General features: G+C 71.2%; 29 protein-coding genes and 1 pseudogene. 16 read left to right on the forward strand and 14 right to left on the reverse strand.

Annotation, left to right across the window (positions count from 1 at the left end; genetic code table 11):
* Positions 1-73: 73 nt before the first annotated feature.
* Complete coding sequence (locus H293_RS0140450; RefSeq protein ID WP_310591953.1) at positions 74-664, forward strand: GNAT family N-acetyltransferase; 591 nt, start codon at positions 74-76, stop codon at positions 662-664.
* A 350-nt stretch (positions 665-1,014) separates the two neighbouring features.
* The gene (locus tag H293_RS51020) at positions 1,015-1,638 is read left to right on the forward strand and encodes a PadR family transcriptional regulator (RefSeq protein ID WP_028808617.1); all 624 of its coding nucleotides are present in this window, start codon (positions 1,015-1,017) and stop codon (positions 1,636-1,638) included.
* Positions 1,639-1,719: 81 nt separating this feature from the next.
* Here H293_RS51020 and H293_RS0140460 read toward each other — a convergent pair whose 3' ends face one another.
* Both H293_RS0140460 and H293_RS59390 read right to left on the reverse strand, forming a co-directional pair.
* Positions 1,720-2,148: a type II toxin-antitoxin system Rv0910 family toxin gene (locus H293_RS0140460; protein ID WP_007380551.1), complete on the reverse strand. Its 429-nt coding sequence runs from the start codon at positions 2,146-2,148 to the stop codon at positions 1,720-1,722.
* Positions 2,149-2,255: 107 nt separating this feature from the next.
* A complete protein-coding gene (locus H293_RS59390) occupies positions 2,256-2,423 on the reverse strand; it encodes a hypothetical protein (RefSeq protein WP_199790249.1) in 168 nt (55 codons plus the stop codon).
* 218 nt (positions 2,424-2,641) lie between these two features.
* Between H293_RS59390 and H293_RS0140470 the strand changes: the two genes are divergently transcribed.
* The 3 genes from H293_RS0140470 to H293_RS0140480 all read left to right on the forward strand — a co-directional run bounded on the left by H293_RS0140470 (position 2,642) and on the right by H293_RS0140480 (position 5,389).
* Positions 2,642-3,208, forward strand: coding sequence for a Clp protease N-terminal domain-containing protein (locus tag H293_RS0140470; RefSeq protein WP_020123479.1), 567 nt, complete (start codon positions 2,642-2,644; stop codon positions 3,206-3,208).
* A 52-nt stretch (positions 3,209-3,260) separates the two neighbouring features.
* The gene (locus H293_RS0140475; RefSeq protein ID WP_020123480.1) at positions 3,261-4,286 is read left to right on the forward strand and encodes an EamA family transporter; all 1,026 of its coding nucleotides are present in this window, start codon (positions 3,261-3,263) and stop codon (positions 4,284-4,286) included.
* Between the two features lie 191 nt (positions 4,287-4,477).
* Positions 4,478-5,389 carry a DMT family transporter gene (locus H293_RS0140480; RefSeq protein ID WP_020123481.1) on the forward strand — a complete coding sequence of 304 codons (912 nt, stop codon included), beginning with the start codon at positions 4,478-4,480 and terminating at the stop codon, positions 5,387-5,389.
* Positions 5,390-5,432: 43 nt separating this feature from the next.
* On the opposite strand, the gene H293_RS0140485 is transcribed toward H293_RS0140480, so the two are convergent.
* Together H293_RS0140485 and H293_RS0140490 are read right to left on the reverse strand one after the other, a co-directional pair.
* Positions 5,433-6,065: an FMN-binding negative transcriptional regulator gene (locus H293_RS0140485; RefSeq protein ID WP_020123482.1), complete on the reverse strand. Its 633-nt coding sequence runs from the start codon at positions 6,063-6,065 to the stop codon at positions 5,433-5,435.
* Positions 6,065-6,748, reverse strand: coding sequence for a pyridoxamine 5'-phosphate oxidase family protein (locus H293_RS0140490; protein WP_020123483.1), 684 nt, complete (start codon positions 6,746-6,748; stop codon positions 6,065-6,067). The genes H293_RS0140485 and H293_RS0140490 overlap by 1 nt, the downstream gene beginning before the upstream one ends.
* A 35-nt stretch (positions 6,749-6,783) precedes the next feature.
* Here H293_RS0140490 and H293_RS0140495 point away from each other — a divergent pair, with 35 nt between their 5' ends.
* Positions 6,784-8,115 carry an aminotransferase class I/II-fold pyridoxal phosphate-dependent enzyme gene (locus H293_RS0140495; RefSeq protein ID WP_028808618.1) on the forward strand — a complete coding sequence of 444 codons (1,332 nt, stop codon included), beginning with the start codon at positions 6,784-6,786 and terminating at the stop codon, positions 8,113-8,115.
* Between the two features lie 117 nt (positions 8,116-8,232).
* On the opposite strand, the gene H293_RS0140500 is transcribed toward H293_RS0140495, so the two are convergent.
* The gene (locus tag H293_RS0140500; RefSeq protein ID WP_020123485.1) at positions 8,233-9,192 is read right to left on the reverse strand and encodes a DMT family transporter; all 960 of its coding nucleotides are present in this window, start codon (positions 9,190-9,192) and stop codon (positions 8,233-8,235) included.
* A gap of 38 nt (positions 9,193-9,230) precedes the next feature.
* On the opposite strand from H293_RS0140500, the gene H293_RS0140505 reads away from it, so the two are divergent.
* On the forward strand, positions 9,231-10,133 hold the full coding sequence (locus H293_RS0140505) for a LysR family transcriptional regulator (RefSeq protein ID WP_020123486.1): 903 nt from the start codon (positions 9,231-9,233) through the stop codon (positions 10,131-10,133).
* Position 10,134: 1 nt separating this feature from the next.
* Here the strand turns inward: H293_RS0140505 and H293_RS0140510 are convergent, their stop codons facing one another.
* Complete coding sequence (locus tag H293_RS0140510; protein WP_020123487.1) at positions 10,135-10,602, reverse strand: pyridoxamine 5'-phosphate oxidase family protein; 468 nt, start codon at positions 10,600-10,602, stop codon at positions 10,135-10,137.
* 138 nt (positions 10,603-10,740) lie between these two features.
* Between H293_RS0140510 and H293_RS0140515 the strand changes: the two genes are divergently transcribed.
* Positions 10,741-11,382 (forward strand): cysteine hydrolase family protein, encoded by a 642-nt coding sequence (locus tag H293_RS0140515; protein ID WP_020123488.1) that lies wholly within the window; start codon positions 10,741-10,743, stop codon positions 11,380-11,382.
* Between the two features lie 4 nt (positions 11,383-11,386).
* Here the strand turns inward: H293_RS0140515 and H293_RS0140520 are convergent, their stop codons facing one another.
* Positions 11,387-11,818 carry a Rieske (2Fe-2S) protein gene (locus H293_RS0140520; protein ID WP_028808619.1) on the reverse strand — a complete coding sequence of 144 codons (432 nt, stop codon included), beginning with the start codon at positions 11,816-11,818 and terminating at the stop codon, positions 11,387-11,389.
* A gap of 91 nt (positions 11,819-11,909) precedes the next feature.
* Between H293_RS0140520 and H293_RS0140525 the strand changes: the two genes are divergently transcribed.
* From H293_RS0140525 to H293_RS0140555, 7 genes are all read left to right on the forward strand, one after another.
* Entirely contained in the window at positions 11,910-12,674 is a 765-nt protein-coding gene (locus tag H293_RS0140525) for a HipA family kinase (protein WP_020123490.1), read from the forward strand.
* Positions 12,671-13,120 (forward strand): DUF3037 domain-containing protein, encoded by a 450-nt coding sequence (locus tag H293_RS0140530; protein ID WP_020123491.1) that lies wholly within the window; start codon positions 12,671-12,673, stop codon positions 13,118-13,120. Before H293_RS0140525 ends, H293_RS0140530 begins: the two co-directional genes overlap by 4 nt.
* A gap of 130 nt (positions 13,121-13,250) precedes the next feature.
* Positions 13,251-14,012, forward strand: a complete 762-nt coding sequence (gene fabG, locus H293_RS0140535) for a 3-oxoacyl-ACP reductase FabG (RefSeq protein ID WP_020123492.1) — start codon at positions 13,251-13,253, stop codon at positions 14,010-14,012.
* Positions 14,013-14,024: 12 nt separating this feature from the next.
* Positions 14,025-14,789 carry an SDR family oxidoreductase gene (locus tag H293_RS0140540; RefSeq protein WP_020123493.1) on the forward strand — a complete coding sequence of 255 codons (765 nt, stop codon included), beginning with the start codon at positions 14,025-14,027 and terminating at the stop codon, positions 14,787-14,789.
* A 190-nt stretch (positions 14,790-14,979) separates the two neighbouring features.
* Complete coding sequence (locus tag H293_RS0140545; RefSeq protein WP_020123494.1) at positions 14,980-16,560, forward strand: ABC transporter substrate-binding protein; 1,581 nt, start codon at positions 14,980-14,982, stop codon at positions 16,558-16,560.
* 79 nt (positions 16,561-16,639) lie between these two features.
* Positions 16,640-17,323 (forward strand): uracil-DNA glycosylase, encoded by a 684-nt coding sequence (locus H293_RS0140550; protein WP_020123495.1) that lies wholly within the window; start codon positions 16,640-16,642, stop codon positions 17,321-17,323.
* Positions 17,324-17,443: 120 nt separating this feature from the next.
* On the forward strand, positions 17,444-17,965 hold the full coding sequence (locus tag H293_RS0140555) for a hypothetical protein (protein ID WP_020123496.1): 522 nt from the start codon (positions 17,444-17,446) through the stop codon (positions 17,963-17,965).
* A gap of 12 nt (positions 17,966-17,977) precedes the next feature.
* On the opposite strand, the gene H293_RS0140560 is transcribed toward H293_RS0140555, so the two are convergent.
* Positions 17,978-18,436 carry a hypothetical protein gene (locus H293_RS0140560; RefSeq protein ID WP_020123497.1) on the reverse strand — a complete coding sequence of 153 codons (459 nt, stop codon included), beginning with the start codon at positions 18,434-18,436 and terminating at the stop codon, positions 17,978-17,980.
* Between the two features lie 198 nt (positions 18,437-18,634).
* Positions 18,635-19,147 carry a DinB family protein gene (locus H293_RS0140565; RefSeq protein WP_020123498.1) on the reverse strand — a complete coding sequence of 171 codons (513 nt, stop codon included), beginning with the start codon at positions 19,145-19,147 and terminating at the stop codon, positions 18,635-18,637.
* Between the two features lie 120 nt (positions 19,148-19,267).
* On the opposite strand from H293_RS0140565, the gene H293_RS0140570 reads away from it, so the two are divergent.
* Positions 19,268-20,173 (forward strand): Gfo/Idh/MocA family protein, encoded by a 906-nt coding sequence (locus tag H293_RS0140570; protein WP_020123499.1) that lies wholly within the window; start codon positions 19,268-19,270, stop codon positions 20,171-20,173.
* Here H293_RS0140570 and lnt read toward each other — a convergent pair.
* From lnt to H293_RS55835, 5 genes and pseudogenes are all read right to left on the reverse strand, one after another.
* Positions 20,097-21,656 carry an apolipoprotein N-acyltransferase gene (lnt, locus tag H293_RS0140575; protein ID WP_020123500.1) on the reverse strand — a complete coding sequence of 520 codons (1,560 nt, stop codon included), beginning with the start codon at positions 21,654-21,656 and terminating at the stop codon, positions 20,097-20,099. The genes H293_RS0140570 and lnt overlap by 77 nt on opposite strands.
* Before the next feature lie 64 nt (positions 21,657-21,720).
* Positions 21,721-22,203, reverse strand: a complete 483-nt coding sequence (locus H293_RS0140580; protein ID WP_020123501.1) for a nuclear transport factor 2 family protein — start codon at positions 22,201-22,203, stop codon at positions 21,721-21,723.
* A 416-nt stretch (positions 22,204-22,619) separates the two neighbouring features.
* On the reverse strand, positions 22,620-23,792 hold the full coding sequence (locus tag H293_RS0140585) for an FAD-dependent monooxygenase (RefSeq protein ID WP_020123502.1): 1,173 nt from the start codon (positions 23,790-23,792) through the stop codon (positions 22,620-22,622).
* A 42-nt stretch (positions 23,793-23,834) separates the two neighbouring features.
* Entirely contained in the window at positions 23,835-24,014 is a 180-nt protein-coding gene (locus tag H293_RS51025) for a hypothetical protein (protein ID WP_020123503.1), read from the reverse strand.
* A 127-nt stretch (positions 24,015-24,141) separates the two neighbouring features.
* Positions 24,142-24,282, reverse strand: a pseudogene (locus H293_RS55835) (undecaprenyl-diphosphatase); the annotation flags it as partial.
* Positions 24,283-24,696 lie beyond the last annotated feature (414 nt).

Below are 24,696 nucleotides of genomic sequence, written 5' to 3' on the forward strand. Positions count from 1 at the left end.
CGTGGTCTCCCCCCGGTCCGGGCTGTGCCCAGTGGGCTGGGTCGGAGTGGTAGCTCTGGGCGGATCTGCGATCGTGACCGCGCCGAGTGAACGTGCCGCCGTGATCGTTCGTGGCGCACTCGGAAGACTGCCGGTTGAGGCCGTCGTGGACAGCGCTTTGGTCCGGGAGGCCCTTCCGGTGGCTCGGGTGCTTGGGCCGGCGGCGCTGTCCTATGTGTCCCCAGCCGGTTTCCGGCCGGTGGAAGCCGTCGCGTTGACGGTGGAGCAACTGTCAGCTGCTCACCCGGATTTGCGGATCCTGGAGCAAGTGGCTGGTCATGAGGACGCTGGTGAGGCTGCTCTGGACGAGATCACGTCGCCCGCGTTCGTGGTTCGCGAGCACAGCCAGGTGGTTGCTGCCGCGGGATATCAGGTCTGGCCGGGGCGGACGGCCCATATCAGCGTGCTGACGGCGCCAGAAGTGCGAGGGCGAGGACTGGCGCGAGTGACGGGCTCAGCTGCGGTCGCTCATGCCCTTGCCGCCGGCCTGCTGCCGCAGTGGCGCGCGCGCCCTCCCGCCTCCCGGCGTGTTGCGGCCGCACTGGGTTTCGAGGAACTGGGCTCCCAGCTCAGCATCGAGATCGCTCAAGGGAGAACAGGCTCCATCCACGCGCGCACGAAGTGATCCGGGGAGTGCCGACGCTCCCGCTCACCGTCATGTCAGTGCAGCCGGAACGGCTGCGAGCCGATCCCCGCCAGATTCGGATCGAAGTCCATCGGCAGCGGTCGGTCCTGCTTCGGCCGCGACTCGAAGCCGAGGTCCCGCCCGGTCGTCGCCGCCCAGTGCCACCCCGGGAAGTGACGCTCACCGCGCGACCACCGGAACGTACGTAGAGGATCGACATCCTCGAACCGGAGCGCCCTCAGTCGCGCGACTGAGGGCGCTGAGACAGAAGCCCGGGCCTTGCCATGCGATCGGTTCCGATATATCGTTGAAGCATCGCGACAGATCAACGATGGAATGGAGTGATTGCGATGCGTTCCCACGGATTCGAGCGTGGACATGGTGGAGCCGGTCGTCGGGGCCGTGGTGGTCCCGAGAGCCTGCGGGGTGCCTTCGGGCCCTTCGGTCCGGGCGGCCCCGGTGGCCCCGGCTTCGGAGGGCCGGGCTTCGGCCCCGGGCCCTGGGGGCCGAGGGGGCGGGGCGGCCCCAGGGGGAGGGCGCGGCGCGGTGACGTGCGCGCCTCGATCCTGGCCCTGCTCAAGGACCGGCCCATGCACGGTTACGAGATGATCCAGGAGATCGCCGAGCGCAGCGGCGGGGCGTGGAAGCCCAGCCCCGGTTCGGTGTACCCCACCCTCCAGTTGCTGGAGGACGAGGGGCTGATCGCCAGTGCGACCGAGGGCGGCAAGAAGCTGTTCTCGCTCACCGAGGCCGGCCGTACCGCGGCCGACGAGGGCCCCGACGCGCCCTGGGAGGAAGCCTCCCGCGGCATCGACTTCGAGGCGCTCGGCGAGATCCGGCAGGCCGGCTTCGGTCTGATGGAGGCCTTCGGCCAGGTCTGGAAGACCGGCAGCAAGGAACAGCGCGAGAAGGCGGTGGCCGTCATCAACGAGGCCCGCAAGAAGCTGTACCTGATCCTCGCCGACGAGGACTGATCACAGGCGTACGGCGGCGAAAGGCGCCCCGGGAGGAGACTCCCGGGGCGCCTTCCTGTGTGATGCCGTCAGATGTGCGCCTCAGGACACCAGTCCGGCCAGCTTCCGCAGCGACTCGTTCAGTGCGGCGGTCCCCGAGTCCTTCAGCTTGCCCGCCATCAGGGAGACGGCCGCGCCCGTGAACTCGCCGTCGATGCGGACCGTCGTGGCGTCCCCGTCGGGAGTCAGGGTGTAGCGCGTGGCCACACTCACCGCCATCGGGCCCTTGCCCCGGATGGCGAACAGCCGGGCCGGCTCCACCTGGTCGATGGTCCACTCGACCTCGGCCGGGAAACCCATCAGCTTCATGTTCTCCTGGAAGGTCCCGCCCGGTTCCAGGACCGTAGGGCCGCCGTTGGGGAAGCTGGTGTGGGTCGCGTTCCACTCCCCGTACGCGGACCAGTCGGTGAGCTGGGCCCAGACCTTCTCCGCGGGTGCCGGGATGCGTGCCTCCGCGCTGATTTCCGCCATGCGGCCACCTCTTCGTGTCGGGCTGTGGTGTCGCGGAAAGTAGCCGCAGGGGGCGCAACATTCAATACTGATGAAACGTCAGAAAGTAGGGAAACGGGAAGGGGTGTTCACCCCACCTGCCGTATCACCGCCGCGTCGAACAGGTCCCATGCGCGCGGGTACGCGCTCTCGTCGTGACAGTGCCACGCCTCCCAGAACAGGTCGGCGAGCAGTGCGCCCTCCGGGGCGTACACCCGGTACACGTACTGCCTGCCGTCCACGGCCGGCAATGCCACCAGCCAGCTCCTGCTCTCCACTCCTGTGGGGGACGAACGACGTCGTGCGACGGTTGCGCGAGGGGCGCACGCCAAGGCGGCGCGCGCCCACCAGGGCGGAACGGCGTGATCTCATCCGTAAGGAGGAGATCCTGGCGCCGACGTCCGCTCTCCGTGGGACGCGAAGATGCTTCCCCTCGAGGATGCCCGGATTCTGAGGGACTGATGGGGTAGGGGATGTGCACCCCCGTATCCCCCGGCAGTCGGCCCGCGAGCAGAGCGGCCCGCCGCCGATCCGCCCGGACGGCGATGTCAGGCTCAGCGCGGAACTGGCAGCGGTGGTGTCCGGTGCCCGCAGGCGGGCGCTGAGGGACGGGGACCGGCAGATCGACACCGCCCATCTGCTGCACTCCCTGCTGGACGCCGACGCCGAGGCGTACGCCGTCCTCGACGCGGATCCCCAGCTGCCGCGGCTCCTCGGATATCTCGTGCAGCGCAGCATCGGCTACGGCCTGCGGTGGCAGGGCAGCGTCGAGGACTCCGGCGCGGTCCCCGTGGCGCCGGTGGCCGACGGTTTCTCACCGCTCGCCGCGAGCGCGATGGAGTACGCCTGCGCCCGGGCCGAGCACCGCGCCGACGGGCCCGCCCGCGGGATCGACCTGTTCGCGGCGATCCTGATGGACCCCGAGTCGCGGGCCGTCGAGGTACTGACCCGTGCCGGAATCGACGCCCGGGCCGTGTCGGCGCGGATCGACGACCGTCTGCCCGGGGGGCTGTGGGGCGGGCCGCCGCGGTCCAGTCGATGAGACAGGAGTCAACGGGGGTGACGCTCATGTCGTGCCCTGTCATCATGGGCCGGTGCACACGTCTGAGAGCAGCAGGGCCGCCGGTGACGGCAAGGGAGTCGGTCTCGGTGACGGCAAGGGTGTCGGACTCGGTCTCGCGCTGGTGTCCGCGCTCGCCTTCGGCGGATCCGGGGTCGCGGCCAAGCCGTTGATCGAGGCGGGCCTCGATCCGCTGCACGTGGTGTGGCTGCGGGTGGCGGGCGCCGCCCTGGTGATGCTGCCGCTCGCCGTCCGCCACCGCGCGCTGCTGCGCAGCCGTCCCGCCCTGCTCGCCGGTTTCGGGCTGCTCGGTGTGGCGGGCGTCCAGGCCTTCTACTTCGCCTCGATCTCCCGCATCCCGGTCGGCGTCGCCCTGCTCGTCGAGTACCTCGCCCCGGCCCTGGTGCTCGGCTGGGTGCGGTTCGTGCAGCGGCGGCCGGTCACCCGCGCCGCCGCGCTGGGCGTGGTCCTCGCGGTCGGCGGGCTCGCCTGTGTCGTGGAGGTCTGGTCGGGCCTGAGCTTCGACGCCCTCGGACTGCTCCTCGCCCTCGGCGCCGCCTGCTGCCAGGTCGGCTACTTCGTCCTGTCCGACCAGGGCAGCGACTCCGGGGACCAGGCTCCCGACCCGCTCGGTGTGATCGCCTACGGACTGCTCGTCGGCACCGCCGTCCTGACGGCCGTGGCCCACCCGTGGACCATGGACTTCTCCGTCCTCGCACAGCGCGCCGACATGAACGGCACCCCGGTCGCGGCCGGACTGCTGCTCGGCTGGATCGTGCTGATCGCGACCGTCCTCGCCTATGTCACCGGGGTGGTGTCGGTGCGCAGGCTCTCACCGGCGATAGCCGGGGTCGTGGCCTGCCTCGAAGCGGTCGTCGCGACCGTCCTCGCCTGGGTGCTGCTCGGCGAGCACCTTTCGGCACCGCAGATCGTGGGCGGCGCGGTCGTCCTGCTGGGCGCCTTCATCGCGCAGTCCTCGACCCCGGCCAAGGGGTCCGCGGAGCCGGTAGCGGCCGGTGGCGCCGAAAGTCGGTTGTCCGCCCGGGAGAACGCCGCCTAGGCTCCCGGATCATGCATACGCGCACCCTGATCGTCTCTCCGCCGGCCGCCTGAGGCGGGCCCTCCGGAGACCACGCCCGGTCTGTCGCCGGGCCGAACGGTGCTGCCCGCAGACGAAGTCCGCGGACCCCGCCCACGAGCGGGCGTCCTCTTCCGAACTTCCGCGCCTCGGCGCGACTGCGGAGAGAACACGTGTCGCACGCTTCCTCAGGCCTGCCCGTCGGGCGGGGCCTCCTCTATCTGATCGTCGCCGGCATCACCTGGGGCACCGCGGGAGCGGTCGCCTCCCTGGTCTACCGGACCAGTGACCTGGGCCCGGTATCCCTGTCCTTCTGGCGCTGCGCGGCCGGACTGGTCGTGCTGCTCGCGGTCCGTCTCGTCCGGCCACGCGCGCGTACGGCCGCCCCGGAACCGCTCGGGCGCAGGGCCCTGCGGGTCGGCGCGTCGGGCGTCGGGCTCGCGGTGTTCCAGACCGCCTACTTCGCCGCCGTACGGTCCACCGGGCTGGCCGTGGCCACCGTCGTCACCCTGGGCGCAGGCCCCGTGCTCATCGCGCTCGGGGCCCGCCTCGCCCTCGGGGAGCGGCTCGGGCGCGGCGGAGCCGTCGCCGTCACCGGAGCGCTCGCCGGACTCGGTGTGCTGACGCTCGGCGGTGCGGACGCGTCGGTGCGCCCCCTGGGCGTGCTGCTCGGGCTGCTCTCGGCGGCGGGCTGCTGTGTGATGACCCTGATCACGCGTGCCGCCCGGGCGGAGTCCTCCGGAACCTCGGTGGCGGTGTTCGCGGTCACCAGCCTGTGTCTGCTGCCCCTCGCACTGGCCGAGGGCCTGCTCCCGCACACGGACCGACCCGCCCTGCTCCTGGGCCTGTTGGCCTACCTGGCGACCGTCCCGACGGCTCTCGCCTACGGCCTCTACTTCGCGGCCGCCGCGGTCGTCCGCTCCACCACCGTCTCCGTGATCATGCTGCTCGAACCGGTGAGCGCTGCGGCGCTCGCCGTTCTGCTGTTCGGCGAGCGCCTCACCCCGGCCGTCCTCCTCGGCACCCTGCTGATGCTGGGCGCGGTCGCGGGGCTCGCGGTGACGGAGACGCGCGTGCCCGCCTGACGGGCGGAGGGGCCCTTCTCCGTGAAGGGCCCCTTCCTCAGTCTCAGGTGCGTTGCCGCCGCAGCAGGTGCTCGCGCGCCGCCGCGTCCCCGGGACCGTCCCGCTCCGCCAGTGCGTCGGCGATGCGGTCCCGCACCTCGGCGGTTCTCTTGCCGGCGTACTTGAACTTCGCCCGCACACCGGTCACTTCGAGCCGCAGTCCGCGGATCCCCGACAGCATCCGCCCGTACGGCACCTCGCCCACCGCCACCCGCGCGGAGCCGCCCTCCGGCTGGAAGTGGCCGACCTGGTGGTTCAGGAGCACCGCCTTCTCGGCCGGGTCGTCCACCACGTGGGCCCGGCAACGCAGTTGCACCGCCGCGTAGAAACTCGTGGGCGTGCCGTGCTCGGACGGGCCGTCCGGGTCGGCCTGCCACGGGCCCGGGACGTACGCGTAGTCGTCGACCACGCTCAGCAGGCAGTCCGGACTCGCCTCCAGCGCAGACCACAGCGGGTTGGGCCGCGCGAGGTGGGTGAGCGCCTCGCCCCGGGCGGGGTCGTAGACGAAGTGCAGCGGCTGCACGAACGGCGGCTCGCCCGCGGAGCCGTTGACGGCGAGCTGCCCGAAGTCGTGGACGGCGAGCCACCGCTGCCACTCGGTGTCGTCACGGGCCGCGTCCCAGGGGTGGATCAGCATCACAGCACCGCGAGGTAGTCCGGGACCTCGGTGCCGGGGTCCAGGTGCCCGTCGGCGACCGGGGTGCCGTAGCCCTTGCGCAGCGGCACCACGCCGGCCCAGTGGGGGAGGGCGAGGTCCTCGGGCTCGTCGTTGGCACCGCCGGTGCGGAGCTTGGCGGAGACCTCGTCGAGGTCGAGGCGGATGACGGCGGTGGCGGCCAGTTCCTTCTTGTTGGCGGGGCGGGAGTCGAGTGCCCGCCCCGGGACCACGTGGTCGACCAGCGCGTCGAGGGCGAGGCGCTTCTCCTCGGGGTCCGTGACGTCGTACGCGAGTCCGTGCACCACCACGGAGCGGTAGTTGATCGAGTGGTGGAAGGCCGAGCGGGCCAGGATCAACGCGTCGACATGCGTGACCGTCAGGCACACCGGCAGCCCGGGGTCCGCCTGGCCGGTCATCCGCAGCGGGCGCGAGCCGGTCGAGCCGTGGACGTAGAGCCGCTCGCCCACCCGGCCGTACAGCGTGGGCAGCACCACCGGGGCGCCGTCCCGGACGAAACCGAGATGGCAGACGTAGCCCTCGTCGAGTATCGAGTGCACCAGTTCCCGGTCGTACGAGGCCCGGTCGGGGGAGCGCGTCGGGACGGTGCGGTCGGTCGGCGCGTAGGCGGTCGGCTCCGGCGTGGTCGCGGTGGCCCCCTGCATTGCGGTCTCCATTGCACTAGTGCATAATCTGCTTTGTGCTAGGAGAATATCGGATCGAAGGGCGACGCGCAGCGGAGATTGCGGCGAGCGTCGAGCGCGCGGTGGGCACCGGGGAGTTGGAGCCCGGCCAACTGTTGCCACCCATGCGGGAGTTGGCCAACGAGCTGGGCGTGAATCCCAATACGGTCGCGGCGGCGTACCGCACCCTGCGCGAGCGCGGGGTCATCGAGACCGCCGGCCGCAGAGGCAGCCGCGTCCGGCCGAAGCCGGCGACCACGGGCCGCGAGGACATCCGGGTGGAGGTGCCGGAGGGCGTGCGGAACGTGGCGAACGGCAACCCGGACCCCGCCTTGCTGCCCCCGCTGGCGCCCGCCTTCGCGGCGGCCGCCGCACAGGGCGACCGGGAGCCGGTCCTGTACGGAGAGGCGACCGTGGACCCCGAGCTCGCACGCCTTGCGCGCAGGGCGCTCGACGCGGACGGCGTCCCGGACGGGCCTCTCGCCGTCGCCTCCGGATCCCTCGATGTGATCGAGCGGGTGCTGGCCGCCCACCTCAAGCCGGGCGACACGGTCGCCGTGGAGGACCCCGGCTGGGGCAGCCTCCTCGACCTGGTCCCGGCGCTGGGCCTGCGGATCGCCCCGGTGGGCGTGGACGACGAGGGGCCGCGCCCCGAGGACGTCCGCCGGGCCCTGGAGGCGGGCGCCCGAGCCCTGATCGTCACCGACCGGGCCCAGAATCCGACCGGCGCCTCGGTGAGCGCCCCGCGCGCGCGTGCCCTCCGCGCGGTCCTCGGGGACCACCCGGACATCCTTCTCGTCGAGGACGACCACGGTCACGGCATCGTCGACCTCCCCCTGCACCCCCTGGCCGGAGTCACCCGCCACTGGGCCTTCGTCCGCTCGGTGGCCAAGGCGTACGGTCCCGATCTGCGGCTGGCCGTCCTCACCGGTGACGAGGTCACCGTCGACCGCGTCCACGGCCGCCACCGCCTGGGTCCCGGCTGGGTCAGCCGCATCACCCAACGGGCGGTGGTGCACCTGTGGACGGACGGCGTACTGGACACCGCGGAGGTGGCGGCCGCCTACCGTGAGCGCCGCGACCGGCTGATCGACGCACTGGCGGAACGCGGGGTCCAGGCCCACGGCCGCAGCGGCCTCAATGTGTGGATCCCGGTCCCGGACGAGACGGGCGCGGTGTCCCGCCTTCTGCACGCCGGGTGGGCGGTGGCCCCGGGCGCCCGCTTCAGGATGGGCGCACCGCAGGGGATCAGGGTGACGGTGGCGGCATTGCGGAGTGGCGAAGTCCCCTCGCTGGCGAACGCGATCGCGAAGGCGGTGAGCCCTGTGCCGACCCGGAACCATGTGTAGCGGGGGACGGTCGACCTACCCAGGGGCGCGGGGCTGTGTCGATATGCGGCTCCGCCGCGTGAGCGCGACCAGCCACGATGAACCCTCAGCCGCAGACGATCGTTGGGCCCCGCCGCATCAGGCGCCTCGCCGAGCCTGAGTCAGCGCGGCCCCCGCAAGAACGACCACCGCCCCCACCGGCGTCGACCAGCTCAACGACTCCCCGAGCACCGCGACCCCGGCGCCCGTGGCGATGACCGGAATGAAGTACGTGACCATCTGCGCGGTGGTCGGCCCCACTTCGGCGACCAGCCCGTACTGCAGGAGCACGGCCAGTCCCGTACCGAGCGCCCCCAGGGCAGCGACCGCGAGCAGGGGCAGCAGCTCGATGTGGGTCGGGACACCGGTGAACAGCGGAGTGACGACCGCCAGTTGCAGTGTCGCCAGCAGCAACTGCGCCCCCGTCAGGGATATGTGGGAGTACCCCACTCCGGCCAGGGTCCGCCGTACGTAGATCCACCCGACCGGATAGCTGAGCGAGGCCAGCAGAGCCATCGCCGTCCCCCTGCCGTCGAGTCCGCTGAACCCCTGCCATGCGCCGAGAACCGTCAGCACTCCCAGAAACCCGAGCCCGAGCCCCGCGACACGCACGCGCGTGGGCCGGTCCTCGGACAGGGCGACGAGGGAAAGCGCCATCCCCCACAACGGCGAGGTCGCGTTGCAGATCCCCGCCAGCGTGGAGGGGATCGTCAGCTCCGCGTAGGCGAAGAGCGAGAACGGCAGCGCGTTCAGCAGGAACCCGGCGACCGCCAGATGCCCCCACGTCCGCACCCCGCGTGGAAGCCGCTCCCGCTTCACCGCCATCACCGCGGCCAGCACCAGCGTCCCGAACACCAGCCGCCCGAGCGTCACCTGGAAGGGGGCGTACCCCTCGGTGCCCACCTTGATGAGCAGGAAGCTGAACCCCCAGATCAGCGAGAGCACGCCGAAGCGCAGACGCCAGTCGAGGGCGGGGCGGCGGGCGGCCCGGACAGGGGCTTCGGCGACGGTCGTGGTGGTCATGCCGACCACGATCCGGCAAGCGATCTCGTAGCACAAGCGAGTATTTCCGCGAGATATCTCGTAGGATCGCTTACATGTTGAACCTGGAGCGCCTGCGCACCCTCGACGCCCTCGCCCGGCACGGTTCGGTCAGCGGCGCCGCCGAGGGCCTGCACATCACGACCTCGGCCGTCTCGCAGCAGATGTCCAAGCTGGAGCGCGAGGTCGGCCAGCAGCTCCTCGCCAAGAACGGCAGGGGAGTGCGGCTCACCGACGCAGGGCGGCTCCTCGCCGACCACGCGGCGCGCATCCTGTCCCAGGTGGAACTCGCCCAGTCCGATCTGGAGGCCCAACGCGGCCAGGTGGTGGGGGAGTTGCGGCTCGCCGCGTTCCCGACGGCCGTGCGCGGACTGTTCCCGGCGGCGCTCGCCCAACTGCGCTCGGCGCATCCCGCGCTGCGGATCAGCTCGCGCGAGATGGAGCCGGAAGCCGCGGTCCACGCCGTGATCCGCGGCGACTACGACCTCGCGGTCGTCCTGGACTGGTACAACAAGCCGCTGCCGATGCCTGACGGGCTGGTGAAGTTCTCGATCGTCGACGACACGGCCGACGTGGCGATGCCCGCGACCCACCGGCACGCGCACCGCGACGAGGTCGACCTGGAGGACTTCGCCGACGACGACTGGGTCACCTGGGGCGAGGGCGAGTTCTGCCACGAGTGGCTGGTGCACACCCTGCGCTCCAAGGGGATCGAACCGCGCGTCGCGCACCGCGCGGAGGAGCATCCGACCCAACTCGCCCTGGTCGGCGCCGGATTCGGCGTGTGCGTGGCGCCCCGGCTCGGACGCGGGCCGGTCCCGCAGGGCGTGCGGACCGTGCCCGTACGGCAGTCGGTCAGCCGGCACATCTACGCCGTGTGGCGCGCGGACGCCGACCGCCGCCCGTCGATCCGGGCGGCGGTCGAGGCGCTGAAGTCGGCGGCGGAGCAGGCCGTGTGAGTCAGGCGGAGCCCAGCTTGCGGAAGTCCCAGGAGACGATCTTCTCCGGCGTCAGCCGTATCCACGCGTGCCGTCCGTCGTGCGGCATCTCCTCCAGCCGGAAGTTCTTGCGGGCGAACAGCGTCTCGGGCACGTCGAGTTCGGCGCGGAGCTCGCCGGTGCGCGGGGCCTCGCCCACGAAGTCCACGGTCCCGGACAGCTCCACGCCCTGCAGTTCGTCGTACTCCTCGCCCGTGTCGACGACGATCGCGACCCGTGGATCGCGGCGCAGATCCGTCCAGCGCTTGCTGCGCACCACGGAGTACAGCCACATCGAGGTGCCGTCCCAGGCGAACCAGAGCGTGCTCACATGCGGAGCGCCGTCGGCGGAGACCGTGGCGACCCGGCAGGTGCGCTGGCTGGTGAGGAAGTCGTCCAGTTCGCCCGGCGTCATCATGATCTTCCGGCCCCGGCGCTGAGTGACGGTCATGCGTCCCCCTCTTTCTCTCACGTCGTGTCAGAGGAGAGATCCTCTGACATCACGTCAGAAAAGGATGGGTCGTCTTCCGCCCACACGCAATGGTCGCTACTGTCACCGGCTCCGGGCCGTCGGCGACAAGGGGGAACCGTGCCGTCGCACGAACAACTCAGCGAGCTGATCGATCCCGAGAGCACCGTCCTGCTCACCGTCGAGTGCCAGCAGGGCGTGGTCGGACCCGAGAGCGCCCTGCCCGAACTCGCCCGTGCCGCACGGACCTCGGGCGCACTCGCCAACGTCGCCCGCCTGGTCGCCGCCGCACACGAGAGCGGGGTCCAGGTGATCCACGCGATCGCCGAACGCCGTCCGGACGGGCGTGGCGCCAACCGCAACGCCCGCCTCTTCCGGGCCGCCGAACGCCTGCCCGTCCAGCAGCTGTCCGGGACCACCGCGGTACGGGTGGCGCCCCCGATCGAGGTGAGCGAGGAGGACTTCGTCGTACGACGGCTGCACGGCCTGTCGCCGATCCAGGGCACCGAGGTCGACGCGCTGCTGCGCAACCTCGGCTGCCGCACGCTGGTCGTGACCGGCGTCTCCGCCAACGTGGCGGTGCCCAACGCCGTGTTCGACGCGGTCAACCGCGGCTACCGCGCCCTGGTGGTGACGGACGCCATCGCGGGGGTGCCCTCCGACTACACCCCGGCGATGATCCGTCACACGCTGGCCCTCGTCGCCACCCTCGCGACCACGGACGAGGTACTGGCCTGTCTCCAACGGCCGCGCCGCGCCTGACACCTCATGCCAGCGTGATCGAGTCGCCGCTGACGGTGATCTTCTCCTCGGGCAGGGGCTGGGTCGCAGGACCCTTCTTCACGCTGCCGTCGGCCACCGAGAACTCGCTCTTGTGGCACGGGCAGGTAATGACCCCGTCGGCGATCCCCGTCACCGCACAACCCTGGTGGGTGCACTTCGACGAGAACGCCTTGAACTGGCCCGCCGTCGGCTGGGTGACCACCACGCCCGAGTCCTTGAAGATCTTGCCGCCGCCCTCGGGGATGTCCGAGGTCTTCCCGAGGGCGCTGCCGGCGGCGGGCGCGTCCGACGACGAGGAGGAGTCGTCCCCCGACCCGCACGCGTTCAGGGTGAGGGCGAGTCCCGCAGCGCCGACCGCCGCCACGACGACCCGGCGACTGGGTGCCGATGCGGGATGAATCGATTCGCTGGCCATGTTGACGTCCCCTTCCACGGATTCTCCGAACTGCCCTGAGGTACGGCCCCGGAGTGCCTGTTGTTCAGACACCCCCCAGTAACCTGGGGCGATGCTCAAGGAAGCCATCGCGACCCGCTACATCACGCCCCTGCGTGAGGGCGGCTCGCTGCCGGGGCTCGTCGAGGCCGACGACCGCGGGACGTACGTCATCAAGTTCACCGGCGCCGGACAGGGCCGCAAGACGCTGGTCGCCGAGGTGGTGGCCGGGGAACTCGCCCGCCGGCTCGGTTTCCGGGTGCCGCGGCTCCTGACCCTCGACCTCGACCCGGACCTGGGGCTCGGCGAGCCCGACGAGCGGGTGCAGGGGCTTCTCAGGTCCAGCGGCGGCACCAATCTCGGCATGGACTTCCTCTCCGGAGCGCTCGGCTTCGACCCGCTCGCCTTCCCGGTGAGCCCCGAGGAGGCCGGCCGGATCGTCTGGTTCGACGCGCTGGTCAACAACGTCGACCGCTCCTGGCGCAACCCCAACCTGCTGTGGTGGCAGCGCGAGGTGTGGCTCATCGACCACGGCGCGACCATGATCTGGCAGCACAACTGGCCCGGCGCCGAGAAGTCCGCCGCCCGTCCCTACGACGCCTCGGACCACGTCCTGAAGCCCTTCGCACCGGATCTCGCCACTGCCGCCGCCGAACTGGCCCCCCGCGTCACCGAGGACCTGCTCGCCGAGGTCACCGCCGAGATCCCGGACGCCTGGCTGGCGGACGAGCCCGGCTTCGACACCCCGGACGAGCTCAGAAGGGCGTACGCCCGGCCCCTGCTCCTGCGGGCCGCCGCAGTCCACGAACGCATCACCGGCATCGAGGGGGACAAGTGAGCGAGCGCCACATCCACATGGCCGGCAGCGTGGTGGAGCGCCACGTCATCAAGGGCGGGCGGGCCAGCGAACGGGACGTCTTCGAGTACGCCCTGCTGAGGGTGGTTCCCCGAGTCGAGCGCGGCGAGTCCATCAACGCCGGCGTAATCGTCTACTGCCGGGCGAAGGCGTACGTCGGTGTGCGTACCCACCTCGACGAGGACCGGCTGCGCGCGCTCGATCCCGCCGCGGACGTGGCGGGTGTCCGGGCCGCCCTCGGTGGCGTCGAAGCGGTCTGCGCGGGCGGCGAGGCGGCCGGGCAGGCCGCGCGCGACGACGCCGGGCGCCGCTTCCGGTGGCTCGTCGCACCCCGCTCCACGGTCGTGCAGCCGGGCCCCGTGCACACCGGACTCACCCTGGATCCGGCGGCCGAACCTGAGCGTCTGCTCGACCTGCTGGTGAGGTAATGGATCACACCGGTCCCGCGGGACGTTGACACCGCGTGCCAGGGCTTCTAGCGTCACGTGCCGAAGGTACTAAGCGGTCGCTCACCGACCTGGTCGGGCCGAACGTTCTCAAGGGCGAGGAGAATCAGCAATGTCCACCACTGAGCAGCGGGTAGCCGTCGTCACCGGTGCCGCGCGCGGCATCGGCGCCGCCACCGCCGTACGACTGGCGGCCGAGGGCCGCGCGGTCGCCGTGATCGATCTCGACGAGGCCGCCTGCAAGGACACCGTGGAGCAGATCACCGCGGCCGGCGGCCGGGCGATCGCGGTCGGCGCGGACGTCTCGGACGAGACCCAGGCGCAGGCCGCCATCGCGCGCGTGGTCGAGGAGCTCGGCGCGCCGACGATCCTCGTGAACAACGCGGGCGTGCTCCGCGACAACCTGCTGTTCAAGATGAGCGTCTCCGACTGGGACACCGTCCTGAACGTGCACCTCAAGGGCTCCTTCCTGGTGACCAAGGCCATCCAGAAGCACATGGTGGACGCGGGCTTCGGCCGGATCGTCAACCTGTCGTCGTCCTCGGCGCTCGGCAACCGCGGCCAGGCCAACTACTCCGCCGCCAAGGCCGGTCTCCAGGGCTTCACCAAGACCCTCGCCATCGAGCTCGGCAAGTTCGGCATCACCGCCAACGCCGTCGCCCCCGGCTTCATCGCCACCGACATGACCGCCGCGACCGCCGAGCGCGTCGGCATGGGCTTCGAGGAGTTCAAGGCCGCGGCCGCCACCCAGATCCCGGTCGCGCGCGTGGGCGAGCCCGACGACATCGCCAACGCCATCGCCTTCTTCACGGGTGAGGCGGCCGGATTCGTCTCCGGCCAGGTGCTGTACGTCGCCGGCGGACCGCTCGACTAGGGAAACGGGACCATGACTTCGCAACTCCCCGAGCTTTCGGGCAAGGTCGCGCTCATCACGGGCGCCAGCCGCGGTATCGGTTACGGCGTCGCCGAGGCGCTCGTCGCGCGCGGTGACCGGGTGGTCATCACCGGCCGCACCGAGGACTCGCTCAAGGAGGCCGTCGAGCAGCTCGGCGCCGAGCGTGCCGTCTACATCGCGGGCAAGGCGCACGACGAGGAGCACCAGACCGCCGCCGTCGAGCGGGCCATGGACGCCTTCGGCCGTATCGACTACCTGGTCAACAACGCCGGTACCAACCCGGTGTTCGGGCCCATCGCCGACCTCGACCTGAACGTGGCCCGCAAGGTCTTCGAGACCAACGTGATCTCCGCGCTCGGCTTCGCGCAGAAGACCTGGCACGCCTGGCAGAAGGACAACGGCGGCGCGATCGTCAACATCGCCTCCGTCGCGGGCATCGCGCCCTCGCCCTTCATCGCCGCCTACGGCGTCAGCAAGGCCGCGCTGATCAACCTCACCCAGCAGCTCGCGCACGAGTTCGCCCCGGGAGTGCGGGTCAACGCGATCGCCCCGGCCGTCGTGAAGACCAAGTTCGCCCAGGCCCTGTACGAGGGCCGGGAGGCGGAGGCCGCCGCGTCCTACCCGCTGGCCCGGCTCGGGGTGCCCTCCGACATCGGCGGCGCCGCGGCCTTCCTGACCTCCGCGCAGTCCGACTGGGTCACCGGCCAGACGCTCGTCGTGGACGGCGGCATCTTCCTCAACGCCGGCGTGGGCTGACCCTCGTCGCCTCGGCACGGGCGTCCGTTGACAGTGACGGCGCCCGTGTCGACGCACAAAAGCCTCACAGGTGCACTACCGGGTCATCACCGACGAGATGATCAAGTCGCCTATGAGCGAACCGGTTGAGTGTGCGCACCGCTGCGGTATGTTTTGCCGACTCTCGGCACGGCATTCGAGGAGCAAGCGCGTGTTCAAGCGGAACCGATACCTGCCGCCTCTCGCGGCACTCGTGTCCATATCCACGGTGGCCGGATGCGGTGTGTTCTCCTCGGACTCCTCCGACAGCGGGAAGGCGATCGTCGTGGGGACCACCAGTGCCCCCGCCACGCTGGACCCGGCGGCCTCCTGGGACAACTCCTGGGAGCTGTTCCGCAACGTCTACCAGACGCTCCTGAACTACTCCCCGGGCGGGTCCGACCCCGAGCCCGACGCCGCCGAGCGCTGTGAGTTCACGGACGCGTCGAGCACCGTGTACAGCTGCACGCTGCGCGAGGGCCTGAAGTTCTCCAACGGGCACACCCTGGACGCCAAGGCCGTCAAGTACTCGATCGACCGCATCAAGAAGATCAACGTCAACGGCGGCCCCGCGGGCCTGCTGGGCACGCTGTCCCGGGTGCAGGTGAAGGGGGACCGCGAGGTGGTCTTCCACCTCAGCCAGCCCGACGCCACCTTCCCCCTGGTGCTGACCACGCCGGCCATGTCGATCGTGGACCCCGAGGAGTACTCCGCGACCTCGATCCGCAAGGACGGGAAGATCAGCGGCTCGGGGCCCTACGGCCTCGACTCCTTCCAGGAGGGCGAGAAGGCCGAGCTCGTCCGCAACGACAACTACAAGGGCATCGCGGACCTCAAGAACAAGGCCGTCACCATCCGCTACTTCAAGCAGTCGGACGAGATGGTCAAAGCCCTCAAGGACAAGCAGATCTCGGTCGTCTACCGCGGACTCGGCGCCTCCGACACCGTGGACATCGAGGTCAACCAGCAGAAGGAGGGGCTCCAGCTCATCGAGAACCCCACCACCGAGATCAGTTACCTCGTGTTCAACCCCCGCGACCCGTGGTCCGCGAAGCCCGCGGTCCGCAAGGCCGTCGCCCAGATCGTCGACCGCCCGGCCCTCGTGCACTACGTCTACAAGGACACTGTCGAGCCGCTGTACTCCATGGTCCCGGCCGGGCTCACCGGCCACACCACGAGCTTCTTCGACGACTTCGGCGACCCCAGCGTGGCCAAGGCCAGGAAGCTCCTCAAGGAGGCGGGGATCACCGAGCGCGTCCCGCTGACCCTCTGGTACACCAGTGACCGCTACGGCTCGACGACGAAGCCCGCCTTCCAGGAGCTGAAGAAGCAGCTGGAGGCCTCCGGCCTGTTCACGATCACCCTCAAGAGCCGCCCGTGGAAGACCTACGTCGAGGGCTACCAGAAGGGCGAGTACCCGGTGTTCGGGCGCGGCTGGTTCCCCGACTTCCACGACGCCGACAACTTCATCGCACCCTTCGTGGGCAAGCAGAACGCGCTCGGCACCCCGTACGACGCCCCCGAGATCACCGGCAAACTGCTCCCCGAGTCGCGCGCGGAGAGCGACCGCGGGGCCGTGGCACCGCAGATCGAGGAAGCCCAGCAGATCTTCGTGAAGGACGCCCGGCTGGTCCCGCTGTGGCAGGGCAAGCAGTACGTGGCCGCGAACGAGGAGATCGCCGGTCTCGAGAAGGTCATCGACCCGGCGACCATGATGACGATGTGGGAGCTGTACTGGAAGACCAGCTGGTAGGCCCCTCACGGCGGCGATTGTCAGTGGGCGCCTGTAGGTTCTGAAGCCTGCAAGTGACCGCACATCGTGAGGAATTGACGTGACCGACACCGCCATGCTGCCCGAGTCCTGGCGCGGGGTTCTGGGCGACGAGCTGCAGCAGCCGTACTTCAAGGAGCTGACGGAGTTCGTCGAGGACGAACGGGCGAGGGGTCCCGTCTACCCGCCGCGCGAGGAGGTCTTCGCCGCCCTCGACGCGACGCCCTACGACCGGGTGAAGGTCCTGATCCTCGGCCAGGACCCGTACCACGGCGAAGGCCAGGGCCACGGCCTGTGCTTCTCGGTCCGCCCCGGTGTCAAGACCCCGCCCTCCCTCCGCAACATCTACAAGGAGATGAAGGAGGAGCTGGGCCTGGAGATCCCGGACAACGGCTACCTGATGCCCTGGGCCCAGCAGGGCGTCCTGCTGCTCAACGCGGTGCTCACGGTCCGCTCCGGCGAGGCCAACTCGCACAAGGGCAAGGGCTGGGAGAAGTTCACCGACGCGGTGATCCGCGCGGTGGCCGAGCGGCCCGACCCGGCGGTCTTCGTCCTGTGGGGCAACTACGCGCAGAAGAAGCTCCCGCTGATCGACGAGAGCCGCCACGTGGTGGTCAAGGGCGCGCACCCCTCCCCGCTGTCGGCGAAGAAGTTCTTCGGCTCCCGCCCGTTCACGCAGATCAACGAGGCGGTCGCCCGGCAGGGCCACGAGCCCATCGACTGGACGATCCCGAACCTCGGCTGACCCCGCCACCGGCCCGGTGCCGCACCGACCGGGCCCGGTGCCGCCTGACCGGGATTGTCGGTGCGGACGGCTAGCGTCGGGAGGGACAGCGACGACACCCGACCAGGGCCTGGAGGACGCGTGACGGAGCGACAGGAGCAGACGGCGCCGGATGCCGTGATGACACGGATCGGGCAGGTCGTCATGCTGTGCCACGCGGGGGACCGCGAGGAGGCCCGGCACCGCTTCCTGGAGCTGTGGGCGGAGATCGGCGAGGACGGCGACCCGCTGCACCGCTGCACCCTGGCCCACTTCATGGCCGACGCCCAGGACGACCCCTGCGACGAACTCGCCTGGGACCTCAGGGCGTTGACGGCCGCCGAGGAGCTCACCGACGACCGGCCGGCCAGGCACGAGAGCGCGATCGCCGTGCGTGCTCTGTATCCCTCACTGCACCTCAACCTAGCCGCCGACTATGTGCGGCTCGCCCGCGCGGACGCCGCCCGCACCCATCTGCGCCGGGCCCGCAGTGCGGCGGACGCCCTGGGGGAGGACAACTACAGCGACGGGGTGCGGGCGGCGATCAGCAGACTGGAGCTGCGGCTCGGTGACGGCGGAACCGCCGGCGACGGAAGGTGGGGGCCGCCGCGGCAGCGGCCCTGAGCCCCGGGTCCCTCAACGTCCGTAGGTCTGGTCGCAGATGACCGACTCGGGACTGCCCTCCTGCCAGCGGCCGTACTTCCTGCCCAGCGCACAGACGTCCTTCGGGCCCCTGGGAACCGACTTGGGGGCCGACCTGGCCACGTCCGGGATCTCGACGCGCGGCTTGCGGTGGTGCGGGGCGTCCGGGTGCCACGGCTCGGGACGGGCCGGGCGCGCGGGGCGCTCCGGGTGTCCCGGATGCGCGTGGGCCGGCTGTGGGGGCTGCGGCCGCGCGGGGGCCCCGGCGGTCCCCGGGGCCCGGTCGCGGGACGTGGTTCCCCCCGGCTGCGAGGACGGGGACGGGTCGATCATGGACAGCGCCTCCTGGGCCGGGGCCTGCACGATCTGCGGCTCCGCCTGACCGTCCGGACGGGCGTGCCCCGGCCCCGGCAGCGGCAGCTGCGACGGTGCCGTCGCCGGCGGCCCGGACACGGGTGGACGCTGGACCGTCACACAGCCGGTGAGAGCCGAGACAGCCACGGTGACCAGGAGCGTTGCGGTAGTCGTGGTTCGATGCACCCGCGTCACTCTGCTGGTTCGGGCGCCTCGGCGACAGCGGACGAGCGGAGGTTGCCCCGCACGGGTGATCTCCGCCCCCGTACGGTGTGCCCGGGCCGCCCGGTGCTGACGTCAGTCGCCGGTGCTGCCGTCGATACGCTCGCGGATCAGGTCGGCGTGGCCGTTGTGGCGGGCGTACTCCTCGATCATGTGGGTGTAGAGCCAGCGCAGGTTGAACCGCTCGCCGGTCCTGCGGTGCTTGCCCACGGTGATGTCGTCCAGACCGAAGCGGGCCGCGTTCTCCCGGCTCTTGTCGATCTCGGCCTGCCAGGTGCCGTACGCCTCCTGCCAGGTGTCGGCCTCGGTGAGATGGAACTCGCCGTCCGGGGCGGCCTCGCTGTAGTAGATCGGTCCCGCGTCCTCGTCGGCCAGGACCCGGCGGAACCAGCTGCGCTCCACCTCCGCCATGTGCCGCACCAGGCCCATCAGGGAGAGCGTGGACGGCTCCACCGAGGCGGTCCTGAGCTGGGCGTCGGTCAGACCCTCGCACTTCCAGGCCAGCGTCTGCCGGTGGTAGTCCAGCCAGCCCTCCAGCATGGTGCGTTCGTCGGCGGTGGTCGGGGGTTCGGCGCGCTGAGTCGTCATGTCCGCATCCTTACCCAGCTCATCCCCGACAACCAGCGAATTCCCGGTCGCCGGCCGGGGCCCATCGGCGCCGCCGTATGCTTCCGGCAAGGCCCTGGCCAGACAACTGGAGGAGTCCACGTGAAGGTCGGCTGCATCGGACTCGGCGACATCGCGCAGAAGGCGTATCTGCCGGTGCTCGGCGGTCGGCCCGGCGTCGAACTGCATGTGCAGACGCGGACCCCGGCGACGCTGACGAGGGTCGCCGACGGGCTCCACCTGCCCGAGGGGCAACGGCACCAGGACCTGGACTCGCTGCTCGCCCAGGACCTCGACGCCGCGTTCGTGCACGCGCCGACGAGCGTGCACCCCGAGATCGTCACGCGGTTGCTGGAGGCGGGCGTACCGACGTACGTCGACAAGCCGCTCGCCTACGAACTCGCCGACTCCGAACGGCTGGTGGCGCTCGCCGAGCGGCGGAACGTGAGCCTGGCCGTCGGCTTCAACCGGCGGTTCGCCCCCGGGTACGCGCAGTGCGCCGAGCACCCGCGCGAGCTGATCCTCATGCAGAAGAACCGCATCGGGCTCCCGGAGGAGCCGCGCGCGATGATCCTCGACGACTTCATCCACGTCGTCGACACCCTGCGGTTCCTGGTGCCGGGGCCGGTCGACGACGTGACGGTACGCGCGCGCGTGGAGGACGGCCTGCTGCACCACGTCGTGCTCCAGCTGGCGGGGGACGGCTTCACCGCGCTCGGGGTCATGAACCGGCTCAGCGGCTCGGCCGAGGAGATCCTGGAGGTGTCCGGGCAGGACACCAAGCGGCAGGTCCTCAATCTCGCCGAGGTCGTCGACCACAAGGGCCAGCCCACCGTGCGGCGGCGCGGCGACTGGGTGCCGGTGGCCCGGCAGCGCGGCATCGAGCAGGCGGTGCTCGCCTTCCTCGACGCCGTGCGCGCGGGAAAGGTGCTCAGCGCCCGGGACGCGCTGGCGACCCATGAGCTGTGCGAGCGGGTGGTACGCGCGGTGCGGGAGCAGGCCGCCTGAACCGCCGCACCAGCTGCACGGCGCACCACACCGCGAGGACCAGCAGCGCCGCGTACACCGGCCAGTCGCCGAGGCGGACGTACGGTGTCGTCCCGGTGGCCAGCGGTACGTCGTACACACGCGCGGTGCTGGCATCGGTGGCGACCCACTGTCCGACGCGCCGGCCGCTCGCGTCGTAGACCGCGGAGACCCCGGTCAGGGTCGAGTGCACCATCGGCCGGCCCGTCTCGGCTGCGCGCAGGGCGGCCAGCGAGGCGTGCTGCTCGGGGGCCCAGCTGTCCTGGAAGGAGGAGGTCGACGACTGGGCGATCAGCAACTGGGCGCCGTCCTCGGCGAGATGACGGCTCATGTCGGGGAAGGCCGACTCGAAGCACACCATCGGACCGACCTTCAGGCCGTGGCCGACGTTCATCACGACCTGCTCGGAGCCGTGCCTGCGGTTCTCGGCCGCCGCCTTGCCGACCGAGGTGACCCAGCCGAGCAGCGAGCGGGCCGGGATGTACTCGCCGAAGGGGACCAGGCGCATCTTGTCGTAGCGGTCGCCGGTGAGCCCGCCGGGGCCGACCAGGACCGAGCTCTTGTAGATGCCGGGCTTGTCGGAGCGGCGGGCGTCCACGTTGACGAGGATGTCGGCGCCGGTCTCCTCGGAGAGCGCCGCGATCCGCTTCGACAGGTCGGGCCGGTCCCCCAGGTCGAAACCGACGCTGCTCTCGCCCCAGACGATCAGGTCGAGGTCCTGCCCCGCGAGCTCGCGGGTCAGCTGCTCCTCGCGGGCGAGGCGCCGGTCGGGGCCGTCGACGACACCGGGCTGGACGACGGCGATCCGTGTGCTGCCGCCCGTGTCGGGACGCGGCGACCACATCCAGGCCGCCGAGGTCACGGCGGCGGTGGCGACCAGGCCCGCCACCGCGGGGACCCGGGACTCGCGGACCGTCACCAGCACGGCGAGCGCCACATTGACGGCCACGATCAGGAAGCTGATCAGCCACACCCCGCCCACCGAGGCCAGCCGCAGGGCCGGCGCGACCTCCCACTGGCTGGCGCCGAGCACGCCCCAGGGGCCGCCGAGCCCCTGCCAGGAGCGGACGAGTTCGATGCCGAGCCAGCCCGACGGCAGTACGGCCAGGGCGGCGGCGATCCGGCCGCGCGAAGGAGTTCCGGCCAGGAAGTGCCGGACGAGCGCGCCCCACGGGGCCCACAGCGCGCCGAGCAGGGCGCCGATGACGAAGATGAACACGCTCAGGCTCGGCAGCAGCCAGTGGTGCATCCCCACCATGAACCCGAAACCGCCGGCCCAGCCGTCGTAGGCCGCCCGTTTCGCCGTCGGAGCCGAGCGGATCAGCGCGATCCAGGGGACGAGGGCGACGTAGGCGAGCCACCACAGGGACGGTGCCGGGAACGCGAGGACGGGGAGGGCGCCTGCCAGCACCGCGACGGTCGAGCGCCGCCACGGGGAGGCAAGCCAGTGGCCGAACAGGTTCATACGGCGCCTCCTACCCCGTGCGGGTGACCAGTGTGCGTGTGATTGACCACCCGAGGGTGTCGGCTCAGTTGATCACAGGTGCGGGCCGGGGGTCCGGCAGACGACGCCACTTCTCCCGCACGACGACCTCGCGCAGCCGCCAGCCGTCGTCCGTGCGCAGCAGCGCGAAGACGTAGCGGCCGCCGCAGACGAAGTCGGGTGCGGTGGAGGGAGCATCGTCGGCGAGGCGCATGGGGTTGATGTAGTCGGCCTGGACGACGGCCGTGTCGCCGGTGTCCTGGTCCAGGGTGTCGAACCGGACGCGGCGGTTGACGATCAGATGCTGGCGCATCGAGAACAGCCGCAGGCTCTCCGCGAGCCAGGCGGCGACGTGGTGCGCGTCCCCCTCGATCCCGCCGGCCGAGCGGTAGTCGGCCCGCCCGTCCGAGGTGAACAGCCCTCGGTAAGCCTCCCAGTCGCCGTCGTCCACGGCCACGGCGTACTCGGTGACGAGTGCGTCCACGGTCAGCCGGTCCATCACGGTCGCGAGCTCCACACGCTGCGTCATCGGCTCAGTGTTGGGCATGGGGCGAGCCGAGCCAAGGGGCGTGCGGGGACATTCGGAGGGCGGGGCGGGGGACGATCGGGACGGCCGGTGAGTGTGGGGCGGGCAATAAGTTGCGGGCGTCTGTCGCGGGGCCGTCGGGTCTGGGGTCGTCGTCGGTGGCGGGGGCGGAGTTCGCCTGCATGGTGGGGGGATCGGGGTGGCTGGTGGGTGGGGGCGGGCGGTCAGCTGTCGGTCAGGATGTCGAGGGGCCGGGCGGCGGAGTGCGGGCCGAATCTGTTCTCGGCCGTAAGGGCGATCATGCGGGTGCTGCGGGCGAATGTCGCGGGGCCGTCGCCTGGGGTCGTCGGCGTCGGCGGCGGCGGAGTTCGCCTGCATGGTGGGGGGGATCGGGGTGGCTGGTGGGTGGGGGCGGGCGGTCAGCTGTCGGTCAGGATGTCGAGGGGCCAGGCGGCGGAGTGCGGGCCGAATCTGTTCTCGGCCGTGAGGGCGATCATGCGGGTGTTGCGGGCCTCGGCCTCGGGGCCGTCCGGCAGGTGGTAGTCGTCGCCCGCGCGGGCGGAGCTCGCCTGCACGATCGTGGCCGCCGGGGCCCGTCTGCGGACGTACCGGTCCAGCGCCTCGGGCACCTCGGCCGGTGCCGTGTCGGTGAGGCAGTCGCCGAGGACGGCCGCGTCCATGACGGCCTGGGCGGCGCCCTGGGCCTGGAAGGGCACCATGGCGTGGGCGCTGTCCCCGAGGAGCGTGACCCGGCCGAGGTTCCAGCGCGGGAGCGGGGCGCGCGTGTGGATGCCGTAGCGGAACACCTGGCCGGCGCGGTCGAGCACGGTCAGCAGCCGGGGGTCCCAGCCGGCGAAGGTGCGCAGCTGCTCACCCGGTTCGGCCCGCGCGGTCCACGACTCCTGGGCGGGCCGGTCCGTCACGAACACGGCCACCATGTTGAGGAGTTCGCCGCCGCGCAGCCAGTAGTGGACGACGTGGCGGTCCGGGCCGAGCCAGCCCGCGTACTCGGGGAGATCCAGGTCGGCGACCTCCGCGGCGGGGAGGAGGGCCCGGTAGGCGGCGGTGTGCGAGAACACCGCCTCGTCCGCGCCGAAGAGCCACTGGCGGGCGGCGGAGCGGATGCCGTCGGCGGCCACGACGAGGTCGGCGTCCAGGCGTTCGCCGCTCGCCGTGGTCACATGGGCCGCCCTGTCGTCCTGGCCGATCCCCACGACGGCGGTGGCCAGACGCAGGGCACCGGGCGGTAAGGCGCCCACCAGGGCGCGTTGGAGATCGGCCCGGTGGATCTGGAGGTACGGCGCCCCGAACTCCTCCTCCGCCTCGCGGCCGATGACGTAACGGCAGATCTCGGAGCCGTCGGACCAGGTGCGGAAGCTGATGTGGGCCGGGCGCGTGGAGTGTTCGGCGACGGTGTCGAGCAGCCCCAGCCGGCGCAGTACGCGGGTGGCGTTGGGGGCGAGCTGGATGCCGGCGCCGATCTCGGTGAGCTGCCGCGACTGCTCGACCAGGGTCACGTCATGGCCTGCCCTGAGCAGGCTCAGTGTCGCGGTCAGGCCGCCGATGCCTGCGCCCACGACGATCGCTCTCAAGGCATGACCTCACTTCGAGGGGTGCGCCGTTTTCCTGGGAGCTCAGGCCGCCTTGATGACGTCACCGCGGATCGCGGCCGCCCATTCGACCACCAACAGCTCGTACTCCGCGCGCTCCTGTGACGACAGCGTGCCGCCGGCACGCATCCAGAGCGCCCGGATCTGCTCGTTCACCTCGGCAGCAGACCGCACGGAACCACGGGTCACGGAATCGGGGGACATGCGCACAAGCCTAGGCGCAAGCACTGACAGTCCGCTACCGGACGGCTACGCACAACGTATGCGATGGGTCACGGACTTCGGGGCGGGCGCCCGGTTGCGGGGCGGTCTGGTGCGGGCCGCCGGTGACTCAGCCCGCCGACTCCGCCGCGTGGGGGCTCAGGACGCCCATCGTGACCAGGGCGATGATGACGATGCCGAGGGCGATGCGGTACCAGACGAAGGGCATGAAGCTCTTGGTCGAGATGAACTTCATGAACCATGCGATGACGACTTTGACGGAGTGGACTTGACCTGCGGTTTTCCACCATTTTTCAAGATCGAATGGTAGGGCAGTGGGAGATGGCACCTCTTTCCAGCACTTTCCAGTGGGCCTCGCTGGCTACGAAGCGCAGCCGCCTGGTTTGCACTTGAGTACGGTGTGAGCGCGTGTGGGGTCGTTGGCCAGCTTGCGCGCGAGGCCAGTCGCTTCCAGACCCAGGTCGTCGTTAGGGACGACGCGGTTGACGGCGCCGGACAGTCCGCGCCCCGAGCTGGACTTCCGCGGTCGGTGACCGGATCCGAATCACCTGTGCCGTGAAGTCCCAGGTCAGGGGTCTGGTGTGCGTGGGGTTCTGGATGTTCGGGCTGGCGCGGGCGACATGCAGGTCCCTTCCGCCTCATCCATCGCTTACGAGGCAGCCGA

Source organism: Streptomyces canus 299MFChir4.1 (assembly GCF_000383615.1).
In the GTDB taxonomy this organism is placed as follows: Bacteria; Actinomycetota; Actinomycetes; order Streptomycetales; family Streptomycetaceae; genus Streptomyces; species Streptomyces canus_C.

Excerpts from the sequence above, each read along its gene's own strand:
- H293_RS0140510 (WP_020123487.1), bottom strand. The coding sequence starts at position 10,602 with ATGACCGTCACTCAGCGCCGGGGCCGGAAGATCATGATGACGCCGGGC.
- fabG (WP_020123492.1), top strand. The coding sequence starts at position 13,251 with ATGTCCACCACTGAGCAGCGGGTAGCCGTCGTCACCGGTGCCGCGCGC.
- H293_RS0140505 (WP_020123486.1), top strand. The coding sequence starts at position 9,231 with ATGTTGAACCTGGAGCGCCTGCGCACCCTCGACGCCCTCGCCCGGCAC.
- H293_RS0140525 (WP_020123490.1), top strand. The coding sequence starts at position 11,910 with ATGCTCAAGGAAGCCATCGCGACCCGCTACATCACGCCCCTGCGTGAG.
- H293_RS0140460 (WP_007380551.1), bottom strand. The coding sequence starts at position 2,148 with ATGGCGGAAATCAGCGCGGAGGCACGCATCCCGGCACCCGCGGAGAAG.
- lnt (WP_020123500.1), bottom strand. The coding sequence starts at position 21,656 with ATGAACCTGTTCGGCCACTGGCTTGCCTCCCCGTGGCGGCGCTCGACC.
- H293_RS0140490 (WP_020123483.1), bottom strand. The coding sequence starts at position 6,748 with ATGCAGGGGGCCACCGCGACCACGCCGGAGCCGACCGCCTACGCGCCG.
- H293_RS0140565 (WP_020123498.1), bottom strand. The coding sequence starts at position 19,147 with ATGACGACTCAGCGCGCCGAACCCCCGACCACCGCCGACGAACGCACC.
- H293_RS0140580 (WP_020123501.1), bottom strand. The coding sequence starts at position 22,203 with ATGACGCAGCGTGTGGAGCTCGCGACCGTGATGGACCGGCTGACCGTG.
- H293_RS0140520 (WP_028808619.1), bottom strand. The coding sequence starts at position 11,818 with ATGGCCAGCGAATCGATTCATCCCGCATCGGCACCCAGTCGCCGGGTC.
- H293_RS51025 (WP_020123503.1), bottom strand. The coding sequence starts at position 24,014 with ATGTCCCCCGATTCCGTGACCCGTGGTTCCGTGCGGTCTGCTGCCGAG.
- H293_RS51020 (WP_028808617.1), top strand. The coding sequence starts at position 1,015 with ATGCGTTCCCACGGATTCGAGCGTGGACATGGTGGAGCCGGTCGTCGG.
- H293_RS0140540 (WP_020123493.1), top strand. The coding sequence starts at position 14,025 with ATGACTTCGCAACTCCCCGAGCTTTCGGGCAAGGTCGCGCTCATCACG.
- H293_RS0140485 (WP_020123482.1), bottom strand. The coding sequence starts at position 6,065 with ATGCTGATCCACCCCTGGGACGCGGCCCGTGACGACACCGAGTGGCAG.